This window comes from Trueperella bernardiae, assembly GCF_001469025.1.
In the GTDB taxonomy this organism is placed as follows: Bacteria; Actinomycetota; Actinomycetes; order Actinomycetales; family Actinomycetaceae; genus Trueperella; species Trueperella bernardiae.
In genome coordinates this window covers 47,929-73,495 of sequence record NZ_LNIZ01000004.1, presented here as the reverse complement: position 1 = coordinate 73,495, position 25,567 = coordinate 47,929, and the positions used below count along the sequence as shown (strand labels likewise).

General features: G+C 65.1%; 21 protein-coding genes and 4 tRNA genes. 20 read left to right on the top strand and 5 right to left on the bottom strand.

The window, feature by feature from the left end; genetic code table 11:
* The first annotated feature begins 76 nt into the window (after positions 1-76).
* Positions 77-1,495, top strand: coding sequence for an FAD-dependent oxidoreductase (locus AQZ59_RS05145; RefSeq protein ID WP_062613605.1), 1,419 nt, complete (start codon positions 77-79; stop codon positions 1,493-1,495).
* A gap of 33 nt (positions 1,496-1,528) precedes the next feature.
* Here the strand turns inward: AQZ59_RS05145 and AQZ59_RS05140 are convergent, their stop codons facing one another.
* Positions 1,529-2,023 (bottom strand): YajQ family cyclic di-GMP-binding protein, encoded by a 495-nt coding sequence (locus AQZ59_RS05140; RefSeq protein WP_062613604.1) that lies wholly within the window; start codon positions 2,021-2,023, stop codon positions 1,529-1,531.
* Between the two features lie 154 nt (positions 2,024-2,177).
* On the opposite strand from AQZ59_RS05140, the gene AQZ59_RS05135 reads away from it, so the two are divergent.
* The 6 genes from AQZ59_RS05135 to AQZ59_RS05115 all read left to right on the top strand — a co-directional run bounded on the left by AQZ59_RS05135 (position 2,178) and on the right by AQZ59_RS05115 (position 5,416).
* Positions 2,178-2,258: transfer RNA gene (locus AQZ59_RS05135), tRNA-Tyr, on the top strand.
* Positions 2,259-2,343: 85 nt separating this feature from the next.
* Positions 2,344-2,419 (top strand) — tRNA-Thr (locus AQZ59_RS05130).
* Between the two features lie 27 nt (positions 2,420-2,446).
* Positions 2,447-2,520: transfer RNA gene (locus AQZ59_RS05125), tRNA-Met, on the top strand.
* Positions 2,521-2,593: 73 nt separating this feature from the next.
* The gene (rpmG, locus tag AQZ59_RS09150) at positions 2,594-2,764 is read left to right on the top strand and encodes a 50S ribosomal protein L33 (protein WP_082661174.1); all 171 of its coding nucleotides are present in this window, start codon (positions 2,594-2,596) and stop codon (positions 2,762-2,764) included.
* A 229-nt stretch (positions 2,765-2,993) separates the two neighbouring features.
* On the top strand, positions 2,994-4,250 hold the full coding sequence (locus AQZ59_RS05120; protein ID WP_062613603.1) for a peptidoglycan bridge formation glycyltransferase FemA/FemB family protein: 1,257 nt from the start codon (positions 2,994-2,996) through the stop codon (positions 4,248-4,250).
* An 8-nt stretch (positions 4,251-4,258) separates the two neighbouring features.
* Entirely contained in the window at positions 4,259-5,416 is a 1,158-nt protein-coding gene (locus AQZ59_RS05115; protein ID WP_062613602.1) for a UDP-N-acetylmuramate dehydrogenase, read from the top strand.
* A 41-nt stretch (positions 5,417-5,457) separates the two neighbouring features.
* On the opposite strand, the gene AQZ59_RS05110 is transcribed toward AQZ59_RS05115, so the two are convergent.
* The gene (locus AQZ59_RS05110; RefSeq protein WP_062613601.1) at positions 5,458-6,492 is read right to left on the bottom strand and encodes an adenosine deaminase; all 1,035 of its coding nucleotides are present in this window, start codon (positions 6,490-6,492) and stop codon (positions 5,458-5,460) included.
* 79 nt (positions 6,493-6,571) lie between these two features.
* Here AQZ59_RS05110 and AQZ59_RS05105 point away from each other — a divergent pair, with 79 nt between their 5' ends.
* Positions 6,572-7,801 (top strand): phosphotransferase, encoded by a 1,230-nt coding sequence (locus AQZ59_RS05105; protein WP_062613600.1) that lies wholly within the window; start codon positions 6,572-6,574, stop codon positions 7,799-7,801.
* 4 nt (positions 7,802-7,805) lie between these two features.
* Here the strand turns inward: AQZ59_RS05105 and AQZ59_RS05100 are convergent, their stop codons facing one another.
* Positions 7,806-9,008, bottom strand: a complete 1,203-nt coding sequence (locus AQZ59_RS05100) for a pyridoxal phosphate-dependent aminotransferase (protein ID WP_062613699.1) — start codon at positions 9,006-9,008, stop codon at positions 7,806-7,808.
* A gap of 186 nt (positions 9,009-9,194) precedes the next feature.
* Between AQZ59_RS05100 and AQZ59_RS05095 the strand changes: the two genes are divergently transcribed.
* From AQZ59_RS05095 to rpoC, 10 genes are all read left to right on the top strand, one after another.
* Positions 9,195-9,267 (top strand) — tRNA-Trp (locus AQZ59_RS05095).
* A gap of 56 nt (positions 9,268-9,323) precedes the next feature.
* On the top strand, positions 9,324-9,551 hold the full coding sequence (gene secE / locus AQZ59_RS05090) for a preprotein translocase subunit SecE (RefSeq protein WP_062613599.1): 228 nt from the start codon (positions 9,324-9,326) through the stop codon (positions 9,549-9,551).
* 13 nt (positions 9,552-9,564) lie between these two features.
* Positions 9,565-10,374, top strand: coding sequence for a transcription termination/antitermination protein NusG (gene nusG / locus AQZ59_RS05085; RefSeq protein WP_062613598.1), 810 nt, complete (start codon positions 9,565-9,567; stop codon positions 10,372-10,374).
* Positions 10,375-10,482: 108 nt separating this feature from the next.
* On the top strand, positions 10,483-10,917 hold the full coding sequence (rplK, locus tag AQZ59_RS05080) for a 50S ribosomal protein L11 (protein WP_062613597.1): 435 nt from the start codon (positions 10,483-10,485) through the stop codon (positions 10,915-10,917).
* A 77-nt stretch (positions 10,918-10,994) separates the two neighbouring features.
* The gene (rplA, locus tag AQZ59_RS05075) at positions 10,995-11,699 is read left to right on the top strand and encodes a 50S ribosomal protein L1 (RefSeq protein ID WP_062613596.1); all 705 of its coding nucleotides are present in this window, start codon (positions 10,995-10,997) and stop codon (positions 11,697-11,699) included.
* A gap of 90 nt (positions 11,700-11,789) precedes the next feature.
* On the top strand, positions 11,790-12,416 hold the full coding sequence (gene udk / locus AQZ59_RS05070) for a uridine kinase (RefSeq protein ID WP_062613595.1): 627 nt from the start codon (positions 11,790-11,792) through the stop codon (positions 12,414-12,416).
* 244 nt (positions 12,417-12,660) lie between these two features.
* Positions 12,661-13,182 (top strand): 50S ribosomal protein L10, encoded by a 522-nt coding sequence (gene rplJ / locus AQZ59_RS05065; RefSeq protein ID WP_062613594.1) that lies wholly within the window; start codon positions 12,661-12,663, stop codon positions 13,180-13,182.
* 73 nt (positions 13,183-13,255) lie between these two features.
* Positions 13,256-13,645 carry a 50S ribosomal protein L7/L12 gene (rplL, locus tag AQZ59_RS05060; protein WP_062613593.1) on the top strand — a complete coding sequence of 130 codons (390 nt, stop codon included), beginning with the start codon at positions 13,256-13,258 and terminating at the stop codon, positions 13,643-13,645.
* 408 nt (positions 13,646-14,053) lie between these two features.
* A complete protein-coding gene (gene rpoB, locus AQZ59_RS05055) occupies positions 14,054-17,518 on the top strand; it encodes a DNA-directed RNA polymerase subunit beta (protein ID WP_062613592.1) in 3,465 nt (1,154 codons plus the stop codon).
* Between the two features lie 85 nt (positions 17,519-17,603).
* Positions 17,604-21,578: a DNA-directed RNA polymerase subunit beta' gene (gene rpoC / locus AQZ59_RS05050; RefSeq protein WP_062613591.1), complete on the top strand. Its 3,975-nt coding sequence runs from the start codon at positions 17,604-17,606 to the stop codon at positions 21,576-21,578.
* 453 nt (positions 21,579-22,031) lie between these two features.
* Here rpoC and AQZ59_RS05045 read toward each other — a convergent pair whose 3' ends face one another.
* Both AQZ59_RS05045 and AQZ59_RS05035 read right to left on the bottom strand, forming a co-directional pair.
* Entirely contained in the window at positions 22,032-22,421 is a 390-nt protein-coding gene (locus AQZ59_RS05045) for a hypothetical protein (RefSeq protein WP_062613590.1), read from the bottom strand.
* Between the two features lie 399 nt (positions 22,422-22,820).
* Complete coding sequence (locus AQZ59_RS05035; protein WP_101923780.1) at positions 22,821-24,296, bottom strand: amino acid permease; 1,476 nt, start codon at positions 24,294-24,296, stop codon at positions 22,821-22,823.
* 392 nt (positions 24,297-24,688) lie between these two features.
* On the opposite strand from AQZ59_RS05035, the gene rpsL reads away from it, so the two are divergent.
* Positions 24,689-25,063 carry a 30S ribosomal protein S12 gene (rpsL, locus tag AQZ59_RS05030; RefSeq protein ID WP_062613587.1) on the top strand — a complete coding sequence of 125 codons (375 nt, stop codon included), beginning with the start codon at positions 24,689-24,691 and terminating at the stop codon, positions 25,061-25,063.
* Entirely contained in the window at positions 25,063-25,533 is a 471-nt protein-coding gene (gene rpsG / locus AQZ59_RS05025) for a 30S ribosomal protein S7 (protein ID WP_062613586.1), read from the top strand. Before rpsL ends, rpsG begins: the two co-directional genes overlap by 1 nt.
* Positions 25,534-25,567: the final 34 nt, after the last annotated feature.

Genomic DNA, 25,567 nt, shown 5'->3' with positions numbered 1-25,567 from the left:
ATTACGTCACCCGCCCCTTTCTTAATCTAGGAAGTTGCGCGGGCGAACAATTAGGATGGAGGGCGTTTAGGCCGGGATGCCCGGCGCCAGAGTCGATAAAGGGGAAAGTGTGGCCGATCGTCCACTTCACGTAGCAGTCATTGGGGCCGGCCCGGCCGGAATTTACGCCTCGGACATCCTGTCCAAGTCTGGCGTGGAGGTCAAGATCGACCTGTATGAGAAGCTCCCGGCGCCGTACGGGTTGGTGCGCTACGGAGTGGCCCCCGATCACCCGCGCATCAAGGCGATCATCAACGCCCTGTACAACGTGCTCCAGCGTGGCGACATTCGCCTGGTGGGCAACGTAGAGATCGGCCGGGATATCACGTTCCACGAGCTGCACGAGCACTATGACGCGGTCATCATCGCCACGGGTGCTGACCAGGATCGCCCGTTCAACATCCCCGGCTCGAACCTGCCGGAGGTCTACGGCGCGGCGAACTTCGTCTACTGGTACGACGGTCACCCAGACTACCCGCGCACGTGGCCGCTCGAGGCCAAGGAGATCGCCGTGCTGGGCGTAGGTAACGTGGCGCTCGACGTGGCCCGCATCCTCGCCAAGCACCCCGACGACCTCATGGTCACTGAAATCCCCGGCAACGTGGAAGAAGGCCTGCGCCGCTCGCCCGTCACGGACATCCACATCTTCGGCCGCCGCGGCCCCGCCCAGGTGAAGTTTACCCCGATGGAGCTGCGCGAGCTGGGCCAGGTTCCCGACGTCGACATCATCGTCTACCCTGAGGACTTCGACTACGACGCCGGCTCGGAGAAGGCGATGGAAGAGTCGAAGATGACCCGCCAGGTGGTCGAGCAGCTCACCGAGTGGGTCTTCCAGGAGCCGGAGGACCTGACGGCGTCGCGTCGCATCCACATTCATATGCTCCAGCAGCCGGCCGAGATCCTTGGCGACGAGCACGTGGAGGGCATCCGCATGGAGCGCACCGCCCTCCAGGGCGACGCCTCGGTTAAGGGTACCGGCGAATTCATCGACTACCCCGTCCAGGCCGTCTACCGCGCGGTGGGTTACTTCTCTTCCGAGATCCCGGGGGCGCCCTACGACGCCGGCCGGGGGATTGTCCCCAACGTCCAGGGCCGCGTCATCACTACCGACGGCGAGGTAGTCCCCGGCATGTACGCCACCGGCTGGATCAAGCGCGGGCCCGTCGGTCTCATCGGCTCCACCAAGTCGGACGCCCAGGAGACCATCGGGCACCTCGTGGAGGACTACGAGGCCGGCAAGCTTCACGCCACCACCGATGCGCTCGGCTGGGAGGAAACCAGCAAGGTGCTCGACGAGCGGGGCGTTCGCTACACCACGTGGCGCGGCTGGGAGCTGCTCAACGAGTACGAGATGGCGCTCGGCGCGGAGCGGGGGCGTGCGCGGCTGAAGGTGGTCGAGCGCGAGACCATGACCGCCGTCTCCCGCGGCGAGGAGCACGACGGCAAGCTGTACTAGCCCTGTTAGACGACCCTGAGCCGCTGCCCGCGCCTAGCGGAAGTTGACGAACTGGAGGGCGACGTCGAACGAGGCTCCCTTGAGCAGAGCGATCGTGGCCTGCAGGTCGTCGCGCGACTTGGAGGTGCAGCGCACCTCGTCACCCTGAATCTGGGCCTTGACGGACTTGGGGCCCTCGTCGCGGATCAGCTTCGTGATCTTCTTCGCGTTCTCCTGGCTGATGCCCTCCTTGAGCGAGCCCGACAGGTGGAAGAGCTTGCCGGAAAGCCGGGGCTCGCCGTCGCCGAAGTCCACTTGCTTGAGCAACAGTCCGCGGCGGATGAGCTTGGTCTGGAGCACGTCGAGGATGGCGAGTACGCGCTCGGCGGTGTTGGCGGTCAGGGTAATGGTCTCGCCCTTGAGCGTGATGTCGGCGTCGACGTTGCGAAAATCGTAACGCTGGCTGATCTCCTTGGCGGTCTGGTTGACGGCGTTGTCGACCTCCTGGGTGTCGTAGCGGCTGACGACGTCGAACGAAGAGTTGGCCACGGTTCCTCCTGAACTTGAACGGTGTGAACTACCCACTCACTCTAGCTTAGGCAAGTGTGACCATGACGGCAGTCCGCGCGGGGGTTCTGGTTTGACAGTACGCGGGGGAGAACTGCTAATGTCTTTGCCGTGCACTTCTTCGGGAGTACGCGACGGCGGGTTGACCGAGCGGCCAATGGTATCTGACTGTAAATCAGACGCGAAAGCTACGGGGGTTCGAATCCCTCACCCGCCACAGTTCGAAAGAACAGCGGTTATGGCAAGCGCCACGTCCGCGAAGTTGGAATGCATTCCATTCGATTGGTAGGCTTTCCAAGGTTGCCCCGATAGCTCAGTCGGCAGAGCGTCTCCATGGTAAGGAGAAGGTCAAGGGTTCGATTCCCTTTCGGGGCTCCATTCATTCCCGTTCGCGGGGATGGACGAGGCGAGGTAGCTCAGTTGGTCAGAGCGCACGACTCATAATCGTGAGGTCGCGGGTTCAAACCCCGCCCTCGCTACGACCGGTATGGCGACCGCCGTATCGTAGAACGACGAAGCACCCGCTTCACAAGCCGAACGTGAGGAAAAATAGTGGCTAGTAAGTCTGCAGACGTTCGCCCCAAGATCACCCTCGCATGCGAGGTTTGCAAGGAGCGTAACTACATTACGAAGAAGAACCGTCGTAACACGCCGGATCGCCTGGAGATGAAGAAGTACTGCCCCAGGTGCAATGCGTCGACCACACACCGCGAAACCCGCTAGGGTAGTCATCTTCTACGGCCTCCGCCTCAAGCGGGGGTCTTTTTTTGCCCGTCCGGCCGGTGATCGCCGCGATGGTTAAAGAGAACTGGACGATTTCGCGGCGATCTTCTTATATGAGGAGATCGGCCCAGAAACGTCCAAGTTATTTCAATCCGGGCGTAACGTGGACCGTATTGGGCGGAGCGCACCGAGAGCCCGGGGTAGGATGGAAGCTGAACGAGGAGGACACGTGCAATTCATCGAGGTTCCGCGCGAGGAATACGACGCCTTTGTGGCGAGCCACCCGCTGTGTAACGTGCTGCAGTCCTCGGCATGGGCTGAGGTGAAGGGCTGGGGCCATTCGCTGACGGGCTTGCGCGACGATACGGGTACCCTGGTTGCGGCGGGCCTGGTACTCAAGCGCCACCTTCCGTTGGGGATGAGCTTTTGGTACATGCCGCACGGCCCGATCCTCGACTTCGAGGGCCCCTACCTGGAGGTCTACCTGCGCGAGCTGCGCGCGTTCGCGAAGAAGAACCGGGCGGTGGCCGTGCGGATCGACCCGTTCGTGCCCGTCCGCAAGGCCCCGCTGGCCGAGCTACCCGAGCACTACGACCCGCGCGCCCGCCACATCGGCCGCCGCATCGAGTCCGCGGGCTTCAAGCATCTCGGCTTTGTCATGAGCCTGCACGAGTCGCTCCAGCCGCGCTTTATGCCGGTCACGTTCCGCCCGGCTGAGCTCGCCGACGCCGTCCCCGCGCCTGCAGGCGCCGCTCCTGCCGCCCAGCCCGGCATTCCCGCCGACGCCGTCGCCGCCTACCAGGCCACCTTGCCGAAGAAGTCGCGCACGCTGGCCAACAACGCGCGTAACCGATTCGTGGAGGTCACCTCGGGCGGGGCCGACGTGCTGGATGAGTTCCTCTCCGTCATTGAGCAGACCGAGGAGGAGAAGGGGATCCGCCTGCGCTCGCGGGAGTATTACGAGAAGATCCTTGCCGCCTACGAGGATGATGCCAAGATTTATCTGGCCACCCTCGACGTCGACTCCGCGATCGCCACCTACACCGCCCGCCGCGACGCCGATTCCGCCGAGCTTGCCGCTACCCCGGCCAGCGCGAAGAAGAAGCGCAACCGCCTGCAGGATTCGATCGCCTCGGCTGCCAAGAACATCGCGGAGCTCGAGGAGTCGGGCCAGCGCGGCCGCGTGACCCTGGCCGGCGTTCTCATGGTCCGCTTCGGCACTTCGGCGGAGATGCTGTACGCGGGCACGAACCGCCACTTCGGTAATATCCCGGCCCAGCACCTCATGTGGGTGGTGGCGCTCGGCGAGGGCTTCGCCTCTGGGCTGGAGTCCGTCTCGCTCGGCGGCGTGGACGGCTCGCTTACCGATTCCCTCATGCAATTCAAGTCCCGTTTCAACCCCGAAATCGTGGAGAAGATCGGGGAGTTCCAGGCGAACATCAGCCCGCTTGGCCGCCTGGTCAGCTACTACCTTTCGCGCCGATAGGAGATCCCATGTCGTGCCAGATCCCAGAACCGTCTGAGCCCACCACCACGATCCCGCCGGTGGCCACCACCCGCTATCGCGGCAACACGCTGGCGGAGATGACCACGATCGGCGTGGGTGGGCCGGTCGCGGAGATCGTCAACGCGCACGCGGAGGCCGAGATCGTCGACGCCGTCTCCACGGCCGACGCCGAGGGCCGGCCTGTGCTTGTGGTCGGCGGGGGATCGAACATCCTCGCGTCCGATCAGCCGTTTGACGGCGTGGTCGTCCACGACACCCGCTCCCAGATTGAGACCCTCATGGAGGACGGTTGCGGGGGCGCGGAGATGCGCGTCACCGCGGGCACGCCGTGGGACGAGGCCGTGGTCTACGCGATCGAGCACGGCTGGATGGGCCTCGAGGCGCTGTCGGGCATCCCGGGTTCGGTGGGCGCCGCGCCCGTGCAGAACATCGGCGCCTACGGCCAGGAGGTGGCCGAAACCCTTGCCCAGGTGCGCACGTGGGACCGCCAGACTGGCGAGTTCAAGACCCTGTTCCTCTCAGACATGAAGTTCGGCTACCGCGATTCGATCCTCAAGCGCTCGATTTGCGGTGGCAGCCCGCGCTGGGTGGTGCTGTCGGTGACGTTCCACATGCGCCGCGCCACGCTGTCCCGCCCGGTCGGTTACGGCCAGCTCGCGCGCACGCTCGGGGTGGAGATCGGGGAGCGGGCGCCGTCGTCGGACGTGCGGGCCGCCGTGCTCGAGCTGCGCGCCTCAAAGGGTATGGTCCTCGACGACGCCGACCGCGACACGTACTCCCTCGGCTCCTTCTTCACCAACCCGGTCCTCAGTGAGGAGCAGTCCGCCCTGCTGCCGCCCGAGGCGCCGCGCTTTGGGGTGGCGCGTCACGACGCCGTCAACCAGATTGGCGCCGCCGCTCCGGTAATCGAGGGGCAGGTCAAGACGTCGGCCGCTTGGCTTATCGACCACGCGGGCTTTACGCCTGGCTATGGCATGCCCGGGCCGGCGGCCCTGTCCACCAAGCACTGCCTGGCGCTCAGCAACCGTGGCGGGGCGAGCGGGGAGGACATCGCGGCGCTGGCGTGCGAAATCCGTGACGGGGTTGCCGAGAAGTTCGGCGTCACCCTCGTGCCCGAACCGGTGCTGGTTGGCCTGGAAATCTAGCCGGTCAGGAGATCTAGCCGGAGGGGCCGAGACGGCCCGGCCTAACCAGCCGGGTCAGGATCGGGCGCGGCCAGCCACTCCTCGACTTCGGCCAGCCACTTTTGCTTGGAGTCGATGCGGGCCATGGAGGCGGTGATGGAGTCGCGGGCGAAGCGGGCGAGGTCGGCGTCGGAAAAGCCCTGGTCGCGGGCGATCTGGTACTGGTCGGTCAGGCGGGAGAGGAAGAGTAGCGGGTCGTCGGCGGAGAGGGCGATCTGCGCGCCGGAGTTGTACAGCACGCGCAGGGGCACGTTTTCGGGGTCGGAGTACACGCCGAGCGAGATGTTGGACGCCGGGCAGACCTCGAGCGCGATGCCGGCCCCCACGATCCGGGCTAGCAGGTCGGTGTCTTCGGCCGTGCGCACGCCGTGCCCGAGGCGGGTGGGGCGCAGGTAGTCGAGCACCTGGCGGATGTGGTCCGGGCCGAGTAGCTCGCCGGCGTGCGGCACGCTGGCCAGCCCCGCGTTGCGGGCGATGTTGAAGGCCGTGGCCCACTGGGAGGTGTCCCCGCGCCGCTCGTCGTTGGATAGACCGAAGCCGATCACCTGGCCCGGCCCGTCGCCGGCGTGCTTGGCGGCCAGGCGCGCGAGCGTGCGGGCATCGAGCGGGTGCTTGATTCGCGAAGCAGCCACGATGATCGCCACCTCCACGCCCGTCTCGCGCGAGGCCACCTGCGCCTCGTCGAGCACGATCTCCAGCGCGGGCGTGATGCCCCCAACGAAGGGCGCATACGAGGTGGGGTCGATCTGAAGTTCCAGGCGGCGCGATCCCTCGGCGGCGTCGTCGGCGGCGGCCTCCCGCACGATCCGGCGCATCGCGCCCTCCGAGCGCACGACCTTGCGAGCGGCGTCGTAGGCACGCTGGAAACGGAACCAGCCGCGCTCGTTCGCGGGCACCTGCATGGCCTGGGTGTCGGTGAGGTTGGCGGGCAGGCGCACGCCCTGCTCACGGGCGAGATCGATCAGCGTGGAGACCCTCATGGAGCCGGTGAAATGCAGATGAAGGTGTGCTTTGGGCAAAGTCTTCAGATCTCGCATGCGCCCATCCTAGTCGGTGCGGCATCCCAATACACGCCGCGCATTTGAGACCTTCCCCAATCACTCCTATAAATGAACCATGACCACCCACACCGAGCGCCGCGCTGTCGCGCTCCTCACCGGCCCGTCCGCGGGGGAGATGCTCTCCCTGGCGCTCGGCGAAGGGATCCTGCGCTCGTGGCGGCTGCGCGCGGTCAACCACAGGCCAGGCGCCGGGATCTCGGTGGGCTACTCGGTCACATGGGACGAGGTGCGCCACAAGTCGAGCGCGCGAGAGGTGCGCGAACGCCAGGACGGCTACGTCGTCGCCTCCACCGCCCGCATCCCCCAAAGTAGGCTCGACGCCGCCGGCGCCGTCACGCTCTACGCCGGCGACCTCCCCGTCCACCTGTGGGAGTTCCCCGGCGACCCGGAACTGCCCGCGCTCGCGGACGCCTGCAACCCGGAGGCCATGGCCGGCCTGGTGGGAGAGTGCGATGTCGAACTGCTCGGCTACCGGCCCACTCGCCGGGCCGTGCTACGCGTGCAGACGGACGCCGGCCTCAGCTACGCGAAGGTGGTGCGCCCCGACGCGCTCGACGCACTCATCACCCGCCACCGCGTCGTCGCCGACGCCGAGCTGCCCACTCCGCGCGTCGTGGTCTGCCGGCCCGACGGGCTGGTGGTGACCTCGGCGGTGGAGGGCGAGTCGCTCGCGCTCAGCTTCCAAAGCGGGCGCGACCTGCCCTCGATCTTTCGGTCGCTCACGCGCACGCTCAACGCCCTGCCTGCCTCCGCGCTCGACCTGAAATACCGGCCGGCGTGGGCCGAGAGGTGCGAGCACTACGCGCGGGCCGCCGGCGCCGCGAGCCCCGAGCTCACCGGCCGGGTCTTAGACCTTGCGGCGGGGATCATGGCCGTGCGGCGCAGCGCGGACTACGGGCCGCTCGTGCCCACCCACGGCGATTTCTACGAGACCAACCTGCTGGTCAGCGGCGGGCGGCTCAGCGGCCTGCTCGACCTCGACTCCCTCGGCCCCGGCTACCGCGCCGACGACTGGGGCTGCTTGCTCGGCCACCTCTCCGTGCTCCCCGGGTTGAGTGACAAGTACGCCGGCGCGCGCCAGATCCAGGAGGACTGGTATAGGCGCGCTTCCCACGACGCCGACCCCGCGGCCATCGCCGCCTCCGCCGCTGGCGTGGTGCTCTCGCTCGTGGCCTCGGCTCGCCAGCGCGGGCGCGCCGACTGGAAGGACCAGGCCCACTCTCGTCTTGTGGTGGCAGAAGAATGGCTCGCCCGGGCAAACCGCCCGGGCGAGCCAGCCAGATAGGGGCTTATGCGAACAGGCGCTGAATGCGCTCCACACCCTCCACCAGGTCCTCATCGCCTAGCGCGTAGCCGAGGCGGATGTAGCCCGGCGCGCCGAAGGCCTCGCCCGGCACGACAGCCACCTGGGCCTCCTCGAGGATGATCTCGGCCAGCTCGGAGGTGGTGGTGGCCACCCGGCCGTTGATCTCCTTGCCGAGCACGGCCTGGACGTTGGGGAACACATAGAAGGCGCCGGTGGGCTCCGGTACCTCAAAGCCCTCGATCTCCCGCAGCATCGTCACGAGGGTCTTCCGGCGGCGGTCGAAGGCCTCCTTCATCTCCTCCACCACGCCCTGGTCGCCAGTGAGGGCCGCGATCGCGGCGCGCTGGGCCACGTTGTTGACGTTGGAGGTGATGTGGGACTGGAAGTTCGCCACCTTCTTCATCACGTCAGCCGGGCCGTGCATCCAGCCCACGCGCCAGCCCGTCATCGCGTACGTCTTGGCCACGCCGTTGACGATGATCGTTTGGTTCTGCAGCTGCGGCACCTCGCGCAGGATGTAGGCCATCTCGCCCGCGTAGATGAGGTGCTCGTAGATCTCATCTGAGATCACCCAGATGCCGTTGTCTAGCGCCCACTCGCCGATCGCGCGTAGCTCATCGGGGGTGTAGACCGAGCCGGTGGGGTTGGACGGGGAGCACAGCAGGAGTACCTTGGTGCGGTCCGTGCGCGCGGCCTCCAGCTGATCCACCGTCACCTTGTAGTCCTGGTCCGAGCCGGCGAAGACCTCCACGGGCACGCCGCCACACAGGGTGATCGCCTCGGGGTAGGTGGTCCAGTACGGGGCGGGAAGGATGACCTCGTCGCCGTCGTCGAGCAGCGAGACGAACGCCTGGAAGACGGCCTGTTTGCCGCCGTTGGTCACGATGATGTTGTCCGGATCGACGACGACGCCCGAGTCGGCCTTCGTCTTCTCCGCAATCGCCGCGCGTAGCTCGGGCAGACCCTTGGCGATCGTGTACTTGTGGTTCTTCGGATCGGAGGCTGCATCAATCGCGGCGGCGACGATGTGGGCCGGGGTGGGGAAGTTCGGTTCGCCGGCGCCGAAGCCGATGACAGGCTGGCCGGCGGCCTTGAGGGCCTTAGCCTTCGCGTCAACGGCCAGGGTGGCCGAGGGCTGGAGCGCCGCGAGGCGCTGGGAGACTCTATTGCGTGGTTCTGTTGCCATGGTCACTATGGTCGCACGAAGTGCGCCGATCAGGAAGAATCATTCCGAAAAGCGGGCCAAGTGGTCCAAATTACAGCAGGGTAACCCCCAGCCGCCTAGACCTGCGGCGCGTTTGTCACTAGACTGTTGCGAGTTGCTCATTGGCAACACCACAGCGACATCAGGCATAATAGTTCTGACGTCTTTAGGGTAGTGGCGCAATTGGTAGCGCACCGGTCTCCAAAACCGGCGGTTGTGGGTTCGAGTCCCTCCTGCCCTGCAATGAAGGCGGCCCTAGATTAGGGTCGTTTTCCACATTACCGAGAGGACACCCTAGTGAGCCAAGCAGCATCTCGACGCGAGTCCGAGTCCAAGGGCCTGTGGCAGCGCATTATTACCTTCTTCAAGGAGGTTGTCGCCGAGCTCAAGAAGGTCCAGCGCCCCACCCGCAAGGAGCTGTGGCAGCTCTTCCTCACAGTCGTGTTCTTCGTGGCCGTGGTCATGGTGTTCGTGGGCGTGATTGACGTGGTCTTCAACCAGGCCATGTTCTGGATCTTTGGCTAGGAATAGGGAATCAATGTCTCAATCGAACGACGATATTTTCTCCGACAAGCCCGAGCAGGCACTGCCGGTCGACGCCGAAGCTACGGCTGGCGTCGAGGATCTCGAGGAGCTTTCCGTGGACGACGCCGCGGCGCCGGTTGCCGCCGTGTCGGAGGTGGAAGCTGAGCTGGACGCTCCCGAGTCCGAGGCCGCGCCTGAGGACGACGGCGTCGTGACGGAGGAGACCGTGCGGGCGCGCCTGCGCGGGCTGCCGGGCGACTGGTACGTGCTACACACGTACGCCGGCTACGAAAAGCGCGTCAAGCAGGACATCGAATCGCGTGCTCACACCATGAACATGGAAGATTACATCTTCGAAGTTCAGGTGCCGATGGAAGAGGTGTTCGAGGTCAAGAAGGGCCAGCGTAAGCTGGTGACGCGCGTGCGCATGCCAGGATATGCCCTCATCCGGATGGAGATGACGGACGATTCGTGGCGGACCGTTCAGGACACGAACGGTGTGACCGGCTTCGTGGGCAACGGCCGTGATCCGGTGGCGCTCACGCAATCCGAGGTCGTGCAAATGCTCACCCCCGTGGTCGAGCAGGAGGCCGCCGAGGCGGCCAAGGCCGCTGGAAAGCCCGTTACCTCGGGCGCCCCGGCCATCGTTGCCGACTACGAGGTTGGCGAGACCGTGACACTTACCACGGAGCCGTGGGTCGGAATGCCCGCTACAATTTCTCAGGTTGACGCGGCGAACCAGAGGCTCACCGTGCTCATGACTCTTGTCGGCCAGGAAACCCCGGTCGACCTGTCCTTCGGCCAAGTGGAGAAGATGGACTAACCCGGTTTCTCCGAACCGGGCGTGGAAACACACCGCTTCTTTGCCGCCGTTGGGCGCCCGCCATCGTTGCCATGATGGCGGTTTGTAGATAAACAAGAAGGATCAAATATGCCACCCAAGAAGAAGGTTGCAGGTCTGATTAAGCTCCAGATCGAAGCTGGAGCCGCTACCCCTGCACCGCCGATTGGCCCCGCGCTGGGTCAGCATGGCGTGAACATCATGGACTTCGTCAAGGCCTACAACGCCGCGACCGAGTCCCAGCGTGGAAACGTCATCCCGGTCGAGATCACCGTCTACGAAGATCGCTCGTTCGACTTCGTGACCAAGACCCCGCCGGCTGCTGAGCTCATTAAGAAGGCAGCGGGAATCGCGAAGGGTTCCGGTGTCCCGCACACCAACAAGGTCGGCCACCTCACCGCAGATCAGCTGCGCGAGATCGCCAAGACCAAGGAGCCGGACCTGAACGCTAACGACATCGACAACGCCGCTCGCATCATCGCTGGCACCGCGCGTTCGATGGGCGTCACCACCGACGAGATTTAATTAGCGATCATCGATCGCCGTGGTAGAGCCCGGAGCGGGTTCGTTTCCCACGACTGCCAACTAGGAGAAATGCAGACATGGCAAAGCGCTCTAAGAATTACCGCAAGGCCGCTGAACTGATTCAGCCGGGTGAGCTTTACACCCCGCTGGAGGCGATGGACCTTGCCAAGAAGACCTCCGTGACCAAGTTCGACTCCACTGTCGAAGTGATGTTCCGCCTGGGCGTTGATCCGCGCAAGGCTGACCAGCTGGTTCGCGGAACGGCTATCCTTCCGCACGGCACGGGCAAGACTGCCCGCGTCATCGTCTTCGCCCAGGGCCCGAACGCCCAGGCCGCGATCGACGCCGGTGCGGACGAGGTCGGCGACGACGAGCTGATCGAGAAGGTCGCCGGCGGCTGGACCGACTTCGACGCCGCCGTGGCCACCCCGGACATGATGGGCAAGGTCGGCCGCCTGGGCCGCGTGCTCGGCCCCCGCGGCCTCATGCCGAACCCCAAGACCGGCACCGTGACCATGGACGTGGCCAAGGCTGTCTCGGACATCAAGGGCGGCCGCATCGAGTTCCGCGTGGACAAGCACGGCAACCTCGCCTTCATCGTGGGCAACACCTCGTTCACCACCGAGCAGCTCTACCAGAACTACGTGGCTGTTCGCGAAGAGGTCCTGCGCCTCAAGCCGTCCTCGGCTAAGGGCCGCTACGTGAAGAAGGCAACCGTGTCGACCACGATGGGCCCGGGCATCCGCCTGGACGTGTCGAAGCTGGCCGACAACGACGCCTAAGTGTTATCGGCAAAGGCCCGCACCAACGTGCGGGCCTTTGCCCTATATTCACCACGGCAGACTTGAGTGGGAGCGGGAAGAGGAGCGCGTATGGCTAAGCCGATGGTGATCGGGATCGCGGGCGGTACCGGTAGTGGGAAGACCACCTTGACCCGGGCGATCGAGGCGAAGTTCGCTCCGCGCACCGCGGTCGTTTTCCACGACAACTACTACCGCCCTCACGACGACCTGCGGCTCGAGGAACGCGCCAAGCTCAACTACGATCACCCGGACGCCTTCGACAACGACCTGATGATCGACCAGCTCCACCAACTCATCAGCGGCCAGGCGATCGACTGCCCCACGTACGACTACGCCCAGCACACGCGGGCGAAGGAGACGATCCGGATCGAGCCGGCGCCCGTCATCCTCGTGGAGGGGATCGTGCTCTTCGTCGAGGAGCGCCTGTGCGACATGTTCGACGTCAAGCTGTTCGTGGAGACCGACGCCGACGTGCGGATCCTGCGCCGCGTCAAGCGCGACGTGATCGAGCGCGGGCGTACGATCGAATCGGTGGAGCAGCAATATCTGACCACCGTCAAGCCGATGCACGAACTGTACGTGGCGCCCTCCAAGCGCCGGGCCGACATCATTATTCCCGAGGGCGGGCGCAACCTCGTGGCCCTCGACATGCTCGTCCATCGCATCTCCCACGAGCTACGCGAACACGGGCAGTGAGGGTGCGAGGCGAGCAACGGCGTCGTGAAGTGACGCACGTTCGCCCGCGCGGCCTTGCCCGGCTGGGGCGAAGGCGTTAGTCTGATTCATGCCCAAGACCGCAGGTCTCTTCGGAGTTAATTTCATTCAATGAAAACCCGCGTAGGTATGACAAGAGAATTATTCTTCGTGAATCTCCTCGTGCCTGCGTGCGCGAGGTTTTTTATTGCGTGAAAACTGTGGCAAACCATCGGAAGGAGGTCCCATGAAGCGGACCGAAAAGTCTGCAGAGATCGCGCAGCTGACGGAAGAATTCCGTAACTCTGACGCCGTTCTTCTGACGGAGTACCGCGGACTGACCGTGGAGCAGATGAAGACTCTGCGCCGCGTGCTCGGCTCTGATGTGCGTTACCACGTCGCTAAGAACACGCTCGTGCGCATCGCTGCGAAGGACGCTGGTGTTGAGGGTCTGGATGCAGACCTGACCGGCCCCACCGCCCTCGCTTTCGTCACCGGTGACATCGCTTCCGCAGCCAAGGCACTGAAGAACTTCGCGAAGGACAACGACAAGCTCGTGCTCAAGTCCGGCGTGATGGAAGGCCAGATCCTCGACGTCGACGGCGTCAAGGCCCTTGCTGATCTTGAGTCGCGTGAGGTTCTCCTCGCGAAGGCCGCCGGAGCCCTCAAGGCTTCGATGGTCAAGGCTGCATTCGTCTTCAAGGCATCCGCCACGAAGACGGTCCGTACCGTTGACGCCCTGCGTGCGAAGCAGGAAGCCGCTGCCTAGCAGCACCCACCAATTGTTAAATCCTCACCTGAGGGAACTGCCTCGCAAGTAGGCAAAGGAAGGAAGGTCTACCATGGCCAAGCTCACTGTTGACGAGCTCATCGATGCTTTCAAGGAGCTCACCCTGATCGAGCTCTCCGACTTCGTGAAGAAGTTCGAGGAGGAGTTCGACGTCGAGGCCGCCGCTCCGGTCGCCGTCGCCGCTGCTGCCGCCCCGGCTGCTGGCGAAGCCGCCGCTGCTGAGGAGGAGAAGTCGGAGTTCGACGTCATCCTCGCTGATGCCGGCGCCACCAAGATCGCGGTCATCAAGGAGGTCCGCGCTCTGACCTCGCTCGGCCTGAAGGAGGCCAAGGACCTCGTTGACGGCGCTCCGAAGCCCGTCCTCGAGGGCGTTGCCAAGGAGGCCGCTGAGGAGGCCAAGGCTAAGCTCGAGGCCGCCGGCGCCAAGGTGGAGCTCAAGTAATTTTTGCGGCCTAGCCGCATGGGCCCCCGCGCTTGATCCTTCCGGATCAGCGCGGGGGCTTTTCCACACGCCGGGCCGGTACTTGCATTGGCGGGCGTGGCGTGCGATAGTCTTGGGAGCCGGCATTGCCGGAATCACATGGCCCCGTGCATCGAGGAACCCTCTTCTGCAGCGACCGCAGCGAGGTGATTCGAGGATCGCGGGTGCTACATAGGTGTCGTGACCCCTTCCACAGGGCGGGGGATAGACTTCCCTACGCCAAAGCGGTAAATTTGAAACTTGCGCGGACTTTCATTTGCCATGCCCAGGTTAGCTAGGAGCTCTCGCAAGGATGCCTCCCTAGCTCGAGGTTTGTGCTGGTGACGGCCTCGCGCACGGCCTAACCGACATAGAGGGAAGGATCACCCTTTGGCTGCTTCGCGCACCTTTAATACCACCTTTGTTGACGGCAAGCTCGCCTCGGATCGCGTGTCTTTCGCTAAGCTCCACGAGCCGCTGCCGGTCCCGGACCTTCTCGGACTTCAGACCTCCTCCTACGGGTGGCTGATCGGCTCGGAGGAGTGGCGCAAGAACGCTGCCCCGGATGAGAAGTCTGGTCTTGAGGAGATCTTTGATGAGGTCTCCCCGATCCAGAACACCGCTGAGACCATGGGTCTGGTGCTGTCCAACCCGCACCTCGAAGGCGAGAAGGCGTCGATCGCCGAGTGCAAGGAGAAGGACCTGACCTACTCCGCCGCGCTCTACGTGACGGCCGAGTTCCAGAACTATGAGACGGGCGAGATCAAGTCTCAGACCACCTTCATTGGTGACTTCCCGCTCATGACCCCGCAGGGTACGTTCATCATCAACGGCACCGAGCGCGTGGTCGTGTCCCAGATGGTGCGTTCCCCGGGCGTGTACTTCGAGCGCAGCGCGGACAAAACCTCGGACAAGCTGATCTACAACACGAAGATCATCCCCTCGCGCGGTGCGTGGCTGGAGTTCGAGATCGACAAGCGCGATTCTGTGGGCGTTCGCGTGGACCGCAAGCGTAAGCAGTCGGTGACCGTGTTCCTCAAGGCTCTTGGCATGACCGAGGCGGAGATCCGCGAGGAGTTCGCGCAGTACCCGATCCTTATTGACACCCTGGAGAAGGACACGGTTCACACCCAGGAGGAGGCCCTCCAGGATCTGTACCGTAAGCTTCGCCCGGGCGAGCCGCCCACGGCCGAGGCCGGCCGCACGCTGCTCAACAACTTCTATCTCAACCCCAAGCGCTATGACCTGGCGAACGTGGGCCGCTACAAGCTCAACAAGAAGCTGGGCCTTGACCCGGAGGGCAAGGACCGTCAGCTCCAGTTGTCGGACATCACCGCCACCCTGCGCTACCTCCTCGCGCTGCACGCGGGGGAGAAGACCACCGTGACCGTCGACGCCGGCCGTGAGGTCGTGGTGGAGGACGACGACATCGACCACTTTGGCAACCGCCGCATCCGCGCCGTTGGTGAACTGATCCAAAACCAGGTGCGCACCGGTCTGGCCCGCCTCGACCGCATGGTCCGCGAGCGTATGACCACCCAGGATGCTGAGGCTATCACGCCGTCGTCGCTCATTAACATCCGTCCGATCGTTGCCGCGATTAAGGAGTTCTTCGGAACCTCCCAGCTGTCGCAGTTCATGGACCAGAACAACCCGCTGGCGGGCCTGACCCACAAGCGCCGCCTGTCGGCTCTCGGCCCGGGCGGCCTGTCGCGTGACCGCGCGTCGATGGAAGTGCGAGACGTCCACCCGTCCCACTACGGGCGCATGTGTCCGATTGAGACCCCGGAAGGTCCGAACATTGGCCTGATCGGCTCGCTGGCCACCTACGGCCGTGTCAACGCGTTCGGCTTCATTGAGACCCCGTATCGCAAGGTCGAAAACGGGGTTGTCACCAACCAGATCGACTACCTCGATGCTGCGGATGAGGACCGCTACACTGTCGCTCAGGCCGCCGCGCCGATGGATGAGAACGGGAAGTTCCTCGAGGCGGAAGTCCTCGTTCGCCTCCCCGGCGGTGAGCCGGCGCTGATCCCAGCCGACGAGGTCGACTACATGGACGTCTCGGCGCGTCAGATGGTGTCGGTGGGTACCGCCGCCATCCCGTTCCTCGAGCACGACGACGCGAATCGAGCCCTCATGGGTGCGAACATGCAGCGCCAGGCCGTGCCGCTCATCAAGCCGGTCGCCCCGCTCGTGGGCACGGGCATTGAGATGCGCGCAGCGGTCGATGCGGGAGATGTTCTCGTGGCCCGCGCGGGCGGCGTCGTGACCGAGGTCTCGGCCGACCACGTGACCGTGGAAGAGGACGAGGGCACGTATTTCACGTACCGACTGACGAAGTTCGAGCGCTCCAACCCGGGCAACTGCACCAACATGAAGGTCGTGGTGAGCGAGGGCGATCGCCTGGAGAAGGGCTCGCTCATCGCGGACGGCCCGGCCACCGAGGGCGGCGAGCTCGCGCTCGGCCAGAACCTGCTCGTGGCCTTCATGGCGTGGAACGGTTACAACTACGAGGACGCGATCATCGTCTCTCAGCGTTGCCAGTCAGAGGACCTTCTGACCTCAATCCACATCGAGGAGCACGAGGTCGACGCGCGTGACACGAAGCTGGGCCCGGAGGAGATCACCCGGGACATCCCGAACGTGTCGGAGGAGATGCTCTCCCACCTCGACGAGCGCGGTATCATCCGCGTGGGCGCCGAGGTCGTGGCCGGCGACATCCTGGTTGGCAAGATCACCCCGAAGGGCGAGACCGAGCTGACGTCGGAGGAGCGCCTGCTGCGCGCGATCTTCGGCGAGAAGGCGAAGGAAGTGCGCGACACCTCGCTGCGCGTCCCGCACGGCCAGTCCGGTATCGTCATCGGCGTCAAGGAGTTCTCAGCCGAGAACCACGACGAGCTGCCCTCGGACATCCGTCAGTCAGTCCGCGTGCACATCGCTCAGCGCCGCAAGATCTCGATTGGCGACAAGATGGCCGGCCGCCACGGTAACAAGGGCGTCATCTCGCGAATCCTGCCGGTGGAGGACATGCCGTTCATGGAGGACGGCACCCCGGTCGACATCGTGCTCAACCCGCTGGGCGTGCCCTCGCGTATGAACCTGGGCCAGGTCTTCGAGCTCCACCTCGGGTGGGTGGCGAAGCAGGGCTGGGACGCCACCGCGGCGCGCGAAGCCGGCGAAGAGTGGGCCGTGCGTCTGCCCGAGCGGGCCGTCAAGGCCGGCCCGGATCGTACCGTGGCCACCCCGGTGTTCGACGGCGTCCTGTCCGACGAGCTCAACGGCCTGCTCGCGAACACGAACCCGAACCGAGACGGCGATCGTATGGTTGACGCCGCGGGCAAGGCTCGCTTGTTCGACGGCCGCACCGGCGAGCCGTTCCCGGATCCGGTGTCGGTGGGCTACATGTACATGCTCAAGCTTCACCACCTGGTGGACGACAAGATCCACGCCCGTTCCACGGGCCCGTACTCGATGGTCACCCAGCAGCCGCTGGGCGGTAAGGCCCAGTTCGGCGGCCAGCGCTTCGGTGAGATGGAGGTGTGGGCGCTGGAGGCTTACGGCGCCGCGCACACCCTGCAGGAGATGCTGACCATCAAGTCGGACGACACGGTTGGCCGTGTGAAGGTCTACGAGGCGATCGTGAAGGGCGACAACGTCCCCGAGCCGGGCCTGCCCGAATCGTTCAAGGTCCTCGTTCAGGAAATGCGTTCGCTGTGCCTGAACGTGGAGGCCCTCGACGCGGGCGGAAACGCGATCTCGCTGCAGGATGCGGACGAGGACGCCTTCCGTTCGCCGCAGTCAGCAGGTATCACCACCGGCCTCGAGGGGCTCGAGTCCGGCTCTGACTTCTGACTCTTGTGGGTGGGGCGGCGAACGCCCGCCGCTCCACCTGCCAATGGCCACAATTGAGGCGTGAAGAACTGAGGATGTAGGAATCTTGCTCGACGTCAATCTTTTCGATCAACTCTCGATCTCCCTTGCCACGTCGGAGGATGTGCGCAAGTGGTCGCACGGCACCGTCACTAAGCCGGAAACCATTAACTACCGTACGCTCAAGCCGGAAAAGGACGGTCTTTTCGGCGAGCAGATCTTCGGCCCCACCCGCGACTGGGAGTGCGCGTGCGGCAAGTACAAGCGCCCCCGGTACAAGGGGATCGTGTGCGAGCGCTGTGGCGTTGAGGTCACGCGTTCGAAGGTGCGCCGTGAGCGCATGGGCCACATTGAGCTGGCCGCGCCGGTCACCCACATTTGGTACTTCAAGGGCGTGCCCTCGCGCCTGGGCTACCTGCTGGACATCGCGCCGAAGGACCTGGAGAAGGTCATCTACTTCGCGGCCTACATGGTCACCGATGTGGACGAGCAGCGCCGTCACGATGACATGCCCTCGCTCACGGCCGAGTACGAGCTCGAGCGGGAGAACCTGCTCAAGGAGCGCGACGCCGCCGTCGAGCAGGCGCTGAAGGCCGAGGAGCAGACCCTGGCCGAGGCGGAGGCTGCCGGTGAGGACGCCGCGTCGCGCGGCAAGATCAAGCGCTCCACGCAGGCCGACACGCGCCGCGTGCGTGCCCGCTACGAGGCCGAGATCGCCAACCTCGAGGAAATTTGGGACAAGTTCACCAAGCTCAAGGTGGGCGACCTGGAGGGCGACGAGGTCGCCTACCGCGAGATGGAGACCCGCTGGGGCGACTACTTCCAGGCTTCGCGCGGCGCGGAGGCCATTCAGCGTCGCCTCAAGAGCTTCGACCTGGAGGCCGAGCACGAGTTGCTCGTGGACCAAATCGAGAACGGCACCGCCCAGCGCAAGACCCGCGCGCTCAAGCGCATCAAGGTGGTCAACGCCTTCCTGCACTCGAACACCCCGCCGGAGGCGATGGTGCTCGACGCGATCCCGGTGATCCCGCCGGATCTTCGCCCGATGGTGCAGCTCGACGGCGGCCGCTTCGCCACGTCCGACCTCAACGATCTCTACCGCCGCGTCATCAACCGCAACAACCGCCTGCAGCGCATGCTGGAGCTGAAGGCACCGGAGATCATGGTCAACAATGAGAAGCGCATGCTTCAGGAGGCCGTGGACGCCCTGTTCGACAACGGCCGCCGTGGCCGCCCGGTCCAGGGCGCGGGCAACCGTCCGCTCAAGTCGATCTCCGACATGCTCAAGGGCAAGCAGGGCCGCTTCCGTCAGAACCTGCTGGGTAAGCGCGTGGACTACTCGGGCCGTTCGGTTATCGTGGTTGGCCCCACCCTCAAGCTTCACCAGTGTGGTCTGCCGAAGACCATGGCGCTCGAGCTGTTCAAGCCGTTCGTGCAGAAGCGCCTGGTGGACCTGGAGCTGGCCAAGAACATCAAGGCCGCCAAGCGACTCATCGAGCGTCAGCGTGACGAGGTCTTCGACGTGCTCGAAGAGGTTATCCAGGAGCACCCGGTGTTGCTCAACCGCGCACCTACCCTCCACCGCCTGGGTATCCAGGCCTTCGAGCCGCAGCTGATCGAGGGTAAGGCGATCCGCCTGCACCCGCTCGTGTGTTCCGCCTTCAACGCGGACTTCGACGGCGACCAGATGGCTGTTCACCTTCCGCTGTCGGTGGAGGCGCAGGCCGAGGCCCGCGTACTCATGCTGTCGGCCAACAATATCCTCAAGCCGTCCGACGGGCGCCCGGTCACCGTGCCGGCGCAGGACATGATTATCGGCCTGTACCACCTCACCACCGTGCGTGAGAACGAGGTGGGCGCCGGGCGCTACTTCACGTCTGTTGCGGAGGCGGAGATGGCCCACGACCTGGGCGAGCTCCACCTTAACGCCCCGGTTCACATCCGCTGGAAGGCTGACGAGATCATCCCGCCGCGCGATTGGGCTGCGCCCGAGGGGTACGAGGAGGGCGACGACGTCATCCTCACCACCACGCTCGGCACCGCCCTGTTCAACGACGCCCTTCCCACCACGTTCCCGTTCGTCAACGAGCCCGTGGGCAAGAAGGTGCTGGGCGGCATCGTCAACGAGCTTGCCGAGCGTTACCCGAAGGTCGACGCGGCGGCGTCGTTGGACGCGCTGAAGGAGACGGGCTTCTACTGGGGTGGCCGCTCCGGCGTGACCATCGCGGTGTCTGACGTGATCGCGCCTGCGAACAAGACGAAGATCCTGGAGGAGGCCGAGGAGCGCGCTGCGAAGATCGAGCAGGACTTCCAGGAAGGCAACATCCGCGACGAGGACCGCCGCCGTGACCTGGTGGCCCTGTGGACTGAGGTGACCGACATGGTTGCCGACGAGATGCGCAAGAACTTCGACGACCTGAACAACATCAACCAGATGGTTCAGTCCGGGGCGCGAGGCAACTGGATGCAGATTCGTCAGGTTGCCGGTATGCGTGGCCTCGTGGCCGACCCGAAGGGCGAGATCATTCCGCGTCCGATCAAGTCGAACTACCGCGAGGGCCTGTCGGCGCTCGAGTACTTCACCGCAACGCACGGTGCGCGTAAGGGTCTGGCCGATACCGCTCTGCGTACGGCTGACTCGGGCTACCTGACCCGTCGTCTGGTGGACGTGGCGCAGGACGTCATCGTTCGCGAGGCCGACTGCGGCACCAGCCGCGGCCTGCCCAAGCCGATCGTGGCACTCGATTCCGACGGCAACGAGCTGCGCCTGGCCACGGTGGACGGCGTTCCGACCGAGGTCACCGAGAAGGAGGTCTCGGCCGCCGAGTGGGCATCCGCCGAGCTCATCCGTTCCGAAGACATCGACACGTCGGTCTACGCACGCACGCTCGCCAAGGATGCGCTGGACGCCGACGGGAATGTCGTCGTCGCGGCCGGCACCGACATCGGCGACGTCGCACTCGAGAACCTGCTCGCCGCGGGGATCAAGCAGATCCACGTGCGCTCGGTCCTCACCTGTGACTCGCGCGTGGGCACGTGCGCCAAGTGCTACGGCCGATCGCTCGCCACCGGCAAGCTGGTGGACATCGGCGAGGCCGTGGGCATCGTGGCCGCCCAGTCGATTGGCGAGCCCGGCACCCAGCTGACGATGCGTACCTTCCACACGGGTGGTGCGGCGTCGGCCGAGGACATCACCCAGGGTCTGCCGCGTGTCCAGGAGCTCTTCGAGGCGCGCACCCCGAAGGGTGAGGCGCCGATCGCTGAGGCCGCCGGCCGCCTTGAGATCGAGGACCTTGAGCGTTCCCGCCGCCTCATCATCAAGCGCGACGACGGCGACGAGGACCTCACCTACCTGGTGGCCAAGCGCGCCAAGCTCCTCGTGCCCGAGGGCGCTCACGTACCGGTGGGCCAGCAGCTGGTTGAGGGTTCGGTTGACCCGAAGAAGGTGCTGCGTATCTCCGGCCGCCGCGTGGCCCAGCTCCACCTCGTGTCCGAGGTGCAGAACGTGTACCGCTCGCAGGGCGTGGAGATCCACGACAAGCACATCGAGGTCATCGTGCGCCAGATGTTGCGCCGCGTCACCGTTCTCGAGGCCGGCACCACCACGTTGCTCCCGGGTGAGCTGGTGGACGTGGCCCAGTTCGAGCAGGCCAACCGCGCCGCGATGGCGGAAGGCGGGAAGCCGGCGTCGGGCCGTCCGGAGCTGATGGGTATCACGAAGGCGTCGCTGGCCACCGACTCGTGGCTGTCCGCGGCGTCCTTCCAGGAGACCACGAAGGTGTTGACGGAGGCGGCGCTCAACGCGAAGTCCGATCCGCTTGATGGTCTGAAGGAGAACGTCATCCTCGGTAAGCTCATCCCGGCCGGTACCGGCCTGGAGCAGCTGCGCCACGTCAAGGTGGAGCCGACGTCGGAGGCTCGTTCGGAGTACGAGCAGCTCAACACGTTCGGCGGCCTGGATTCGTTCGACGACATCTACGGTTACAGCTCGCTTGACGACTACGACACGTCGATGGGCTACGGATACGGTCTGAACTTCTAGGGCTGCGAAGAATGTGAGGCTGGGCCGGATTCTTTCCGGCCCAGCCTCGTTTTGTGCGGACCTGCGCTGGCGGGGGCGTGACGTGCGCGACTTGGTGCTTTCACGGCGGCGCTTTCCATCCGCCTTGCCTTTCCCGTTGCTCTCGCCTATGGGGAGACCACTCATTTAGCGACCGTTTCTACTGCGGCTGTCGATGCCCAGCCCGGACCGAGCCTCGCCTTGGCCGAGGGTAACCCGGCGGAGGAGATCGCGCAGGTCCAGCAGTCCTCCCAGCTGTCGCACTTCCCGTGGGGGCGTCATCTTCACGGTGGTCGCCGTCGTGGCCGTGTACCTGTGGCGTAGCGGCTACGCCCGACACAAGTCGTGAACCTGGGGCCAACCAGGCTCCTATAGGATTCGGCAGCCGACATATTCACGAGCTTTGCGCACCACGCGCTGAACTGGGAAGAGCCGCTAATCCAGGTCGACGAGGTTGACACCGGGGAAGATGACGTGTTCTGCCTGCGGGTAGAGCTTGCCACCGCATTCGAATCCATCTGGGATCTCATGCGTGACGCTGGTCTCGAAAGACTCGCCGACCTTGATGGTGACGTCTCCGACCGTGATCGACTTGGCGGCGCTCGCAGATACCGGCTCGGAAAAGACGATGAGCGTATCGTCCCCGACAATGGGGCAGGCGTACCCCTCCGCAACGTCGATGCGGGTGAGAGTGTTCAGTTTAGCGGCTAGGGGGCCTTCCGTCTCGCGCGGGAGGGTGGGCACAGTAAGCGCCTCGGAATTCGTGCATGCGGCGAGGGCTGCTAGATACAGCGCCGCGGTTATCAAAACCTTGTGCTTCATCATGGTCCTTCCTTACTAGAGCATCAGCCGCGCGGCATATGTGGCGGCGATCTTGCGCCAATCCACTACGTATGTAGTCGACTTTCCGATGAGCGGGTTCTTGATTCCAGAGACGATTCCGGTGACCTTCACGCTGGATCCGAAGTCTGCATATGCCATTCCGCCGGAATCCCGCGTTGCGAGTGACATCGAGGTCTCGATGAACACTTGAACCCTGGGTGATTCGGGCGCGCGGCTTGCCGTTGTCGAGGAATCGAGCAGGTAGTCCGCGGGAAGAGCCAGGACTTGCTGGTCTCTTTAGGGCTATAGAAGTAGTAGCGGCTCAAATACGGATCTATGTCCGTGATGCTATCGAACGTGGTCAATGGCGTGAGGGCTCAGGAAGCCCGCAGGGGCGCGCAGTTAGTCGGCGTCCGAACGCCGGGTCAGATCCGCCTCCAGCGGCTTGACCGCCGGCGCGCGCGTGATGAGCTTGTGCCCAGCCCACAGCGCCAGGAACAGCGGCAGGCCGATGTAGCTGGACAGCAGCGACATGAACTCCGTGTCGCCCAGGAGTGCCTCGGTGTTCTGGCCGACGATCACCACCAGCGTCATCGCGAGCGCCAGGAGCGGTCCGAGGGGGAAGAACGACGCGCGGAAAGGCAGCTCGGCGGGGTCGTGGCCCTGAGCCACGTACGCCTTGCGGAACTTGTAGTGGCTCCACGCGATGCCCACCCAGGTGATGAACCCGGCCAGCCCGGAGGCGTTGACGAGCCAGGTGTAGGCTTCGCCGTCGCCGATGAGGGAGGTGAGGAAGGAGGCCGCGCCCACCGCCGTGGTGGCGAGCAGGGCGGCCATGGGGATGCCGCGCCGGGTCGTCGTCGCGAAAATCGCGGGAGCCTGGCCGGACTTGGCAAGGCCGTAAAGCATGCGGGTGGAGGCGTACAGCCCCGAGGTGCCGGCCGACAGCACCGAGGTGAGGATGACTGCGTTCATGATCGCGGCCGCCGCGGCGATGCCGGCACGCTCGAAGACGAGGGTGAAGGGGGACAGAGCGATGTCGCCGCCAGGGTTGAGGAGCGCGGGATCGGTGTAGGGCAGGAGGAAGCCGATGACGGCGATGGCGCCGATGTAGAAGATGAGGATGCGCCAGAAGACGGCATGGATGGCGCGGGGGATGGTGCGGTCGGGGTCCTGGGCCTCGCCGGCCGCGATGCCGACCATCTCGGTGCCCTGGAAGGAGAAGCCGGCGATCATGAACACGGACAGGATGCCGAGCCCGCCGCCCACGAACGGGGCGTCGCCCGTGGTCCAGTTCGCGGTGCCGGGGGAGGTGCCGCCCATGATGCCCGCGATCATGAGCACGCCGAGGCCGAGGAAGACGAGGACCGTGACCACCTTGATTGCGGCGAACCAGAATTCGCCCTCGCCAAACGTGCGCGCGGAGATCGCATTAATAAGGAAAAGGATGACGAGGAAGAGTGCCGACCACACGATCGACGGCGTATCCGGGAACCAGTAGGCCATGACGAGCGCGGCGGCCACGAGCTCGGCGGCCACGGTGATCGCCCAGTTGAACCAGTAATTCCACCCCATCGCGAAACCGAACGATGGGCTGACGTAGCGCGTGCCGTACTCGCCGAAGGAACCGGCAACGGGGGAGTAGGTGGCCATCTCACCCAGCGACTGCATGAGGAAGAAGACCATGATGCCGATCAGCGCGTAGGCGAGCAGGGCGCCGCCGGGGCCGGCCTGGGAGATTGTGGCGCCGGAAGCGACGAACAGCCCCGTGCCGATCGCGCCGCCGATGGCGATCATGTTGAGGTGGCGGGCGCGAAGGCCGCGGTGAAGGCGGCCGGCGGAGGCGGGCGCGCTATGTTGGGTGGGGTCGGTGGTCATGGCAGGCTCCATCATGGGCGAACGTCAATCGTTGTGCATCCTACACCCGGCCGCAGGCAGACCTTCGGAGGCGTCTACGACTCGGGCGTGCCGGCGTGGTGAGTTCCCTCATGTTCGCCCCTGCCGGACGGCCCTGGGAACGACGCCGTGTGGGTAGCGCCACGCACGCGTTTCGGTCACAATCTTTGACCGGATTGGCGCGCTAACGCTATTCTGGAACGCGGTGCCCGTCCCACGGGGTGGCGTTGCGGCGCCGGATTGGTGATAGTTGCTCATGCCGCCGGCGATAAAGACAGCCCGTGGGCGCGTGGAAGGTACGGTGTCCTTTCACCCGCACGTTCGACCGAGCAGGCGGGCAGTTCGACGATCTGAACTCATATACAGGAGAAGTAGTGCCTACTATTCAGCAGCTGGTCCGCAAGGGCCGCTCCAGCAAGGCGTCCAGCTCCGCGACCCCGGGCCTGAAGAGGAGCCCGCAGCGTCGCGGCGTTTGCACGCGTGTGTACACCACCACCCCGAAGAAGCCGAACTCGGCTCTTCGTAAGGTTGCTCGTGTTCGCCTTTCCTCCGGCGTTGAGGTCACGGCTTACATCCCCGGCGAGGGTCACAACCTCCAGGAGCACTCGATCGTGCTCGTCCGCGGTGGCCGTGTGAAGGACCTTCCCGGCGTTCGCTACCACATCGTCCGTGGCGCGCTTGACACGCAGGGCGTGAAGAGCCGCGGCCAGGGCCGCTCCAAGTACGGTGCGAAGAAGGAGAAGAAGTAATGCCTCGTAAGGGTCCCATCCGCAAGCGCCCGCTCGTTAACGATCCGGTCCACGGCTCGCCCGTGGTCACCCAGGTGATCAACCGCGTGCTTCGTGACGGCAAGAAGTCCACCGCCGAGCGCATTGTTTACGGCGCGCTGGCCGGCGTCGCCGAGAAGACCGGCCAGGAGCCGCTTGAGGTGCTCAAGCGCGCCCTGGACAACATCCGCCCGCAGCTCGAGGTCCGCTCCCGCCGCGTCGGCGGTGCCACCTACCAGGTGCCCACCGAGGTCAAGCCGAACCGCGCGAACGCCCTCGCGATCCGCTGGCTTGTGGACTACTCGCGCGACCGCCGCGAGAACACGATGCTCGAGCGCCTCCAGAACGAGATCATGGACGCCTCCAACGGCCTCGGTGCCGCCGTCAAGCGCCGCGAGGATGTCCACCGTATGGCTGAGGCCAACCGCGCCTTCGCTCACTACCGCTGGTAAAAACGGCCGCCCGGCCTGAATTTTAGGAGAGCCA

What these genes read in the sequence shown, in the direction of transcription:
- AQZ59_RS05145 (WP_062613605.1), top strand. Translation starts at nt 77, where the DNA reads ATGCCCGGCGCCAGAGTCGATAAAGGGGAAAGTGTGGCCGATCGTCCA.
- AQZ59_RS05115 (WP_062613602.1), top strand. Translation starts at nt 4,259, where the DNA reads ATGTCGTGCCAGATCCCAGAACCGTCTGAGCCCACCACCACGATCCCG.
- AQZ59_RS05110 (WP_062613601.1), bottom strand. Translation starts at nt 6,492, where the DNA reads ATGCGAGATCTGAAGACTTTGCCCAAAGCACACCTTCATCTGCATTTC.
- AQZ59_RS05105 (WP_062613600.1), top strand. Translation starts at nt 6,572, where the DNA reads ATGACCACCCACACCGAGCGCCGCGCTGTCGCGCTCCTCACCGGCCCG.
- AQZ59_RS05100 (WP_062613699.1), bottom strand. Translation starts at nt 9,008, where the DNA reads ATGGCAACAGAACCACGCAATAGAGTCTCCCAGCGCCTCGCGGCGCTC.
- nusG (WP_062613598.1), top strand. Translation starts at nt 9,565, where the DNA reads ATGTCTCAATCGAACGACGATATTTTCTCCGACAAGCCCGAGCAGGCA.
- rplK (WP_062613597.1), top strand. Translation starts at nt 10,483, where the DNA reads ATGCCACCCAAGAAGAAGGTTGCAGGTCTGATTAAGCTCCAGATCGAA.
- rplA (WP_062613596.1), top strand. Translation starts at nt 10,995, where the DNA reads ATGGCAAAGCGCTCTAAGAATTACCGCAAGGCCGCTGAACTGATTCAG.
- udk (WP_062613595.1), top strand. Translation starts at nt 11,790, where the DNA reads ATGGCTAAGCCGATGGTGATCGGGATCGCGGGCGGTACCGGTAGTGGG.
- rplJ (WP_062613594.1), top strand. Translation starts at nt 12,661, where the DNA reads ATGAAGCGGACCGAAAAGTCTGCAGAGATCGCGCAGCTGACGGAAGAA.
- rplL (WP_062613593.1), top strand. Translation starts at nt 13,256, where the DNA reads ATGGCCAAGCTCACTGTTGACGAGCTCATCGATGCTTTCAAGGAGCTC.
- AQZ59_RS05045 (WP_062613590.1), bottom strand. Translation starts at nt 22,421, where the DNA reads ATGATGAAGCACAAGGTTTTGATAACCGCGGCGCTGTATCTAGCAGCC.
- AQZ59_RS05035 (WP_101923780.1), bottom strand. Translation starts at nt 24,296, where the DNA reads ATGACCACCGACCCCACCCAACATAGCGCGCCCGCCTCCGCCGGCCGC.
- rpsG (WP_062613586.1), top strand. Translation starts at nt 25,063, where the DNA reads ATGCCTCGTAAGGGTCCCATCCGCAAGCGCCCGCTCGTTAACGATCCG.